Source organism: Tsukamurella conjunctivitidis, from assembly GCF_007858475.1.
GTDB classification, from domain to species: Bacteria; Actinomycetota; Actinomycetes; order Mycobacteriales; family Mycobacteriaceae; genus Tsukamurella; species Tsukamurella conjunctivitidis.
Genome location: NZ_VIGX01000196.1, coordinates 1 through 585, shown reverse-complemented (window position 1 = coordinate 585; position 585 = coordinate 1). Strand labels below are relative to the sequence as shown.

At 48.2% G+C, this 585-nt stretch carries 1 protein-coding gene; it reads right to left on the bottom strand.

What is annotated here, in order from left to right:
* Nucleotides 1-24 precede the first annotated feature (24 nt).
* Nucleotides 25-585, bottom strand: a 561-nt coding sequence (locus tag FK530_RS27615) for an extracellular solute-binding protein (RefSeq protein WP_146489491.1), incomplete at its 5' end; no start/stop codon positions are given.

Genomic DNA, 585 nt, shown 5'->3' with positions numbered 1-585 from the left:
ATCGCCCCGTTTATTTAGTTGATACTATCGATTATTGACGCGCTCAAAACGGCGAAGGAGTTGATTTCCGCGCTCTTCAATATTGTTGAGAGCCGCTTCCGGATTCTTTTGACCGCTCCAGATCTGCTCTGTCTCTTCATCGACAATCGCGCGGATTTGAAGCATATTACCTAAGCGGATCCCGCGGGTATTGTCGGTTGCTTTTCGGATCATCTGCTCTACCGGGACATTTGCTCCTGGATTCTCCTCATAAAAACCACTTGCCTCTGTGATCTCAAAGGCGGCTTTTGTCACAGGAAGGTAACCCGTTCGCATATGGCTTGCTGCCTGAATCTCAGGTTGAGAGATATAATCAAAAAATTGAGCAACACCTCTATAATGATCGAGCGGTTTACCATTCATAACCCAGAGACTTGCGCCTCCAATGACGGTATTTTGTGGCGCGCCTTCAACATCGGCGTAGTAGGGAAGGGTCGATTCTCCAAACTCAAATTTGGCATCTCGTTTTAAGCCAGCATAACTAGCAGAGGAGCCAAAGGTGATGGCACATTCGCCCGATCTAAAGGCAGGTCCCGCTTCACTTGC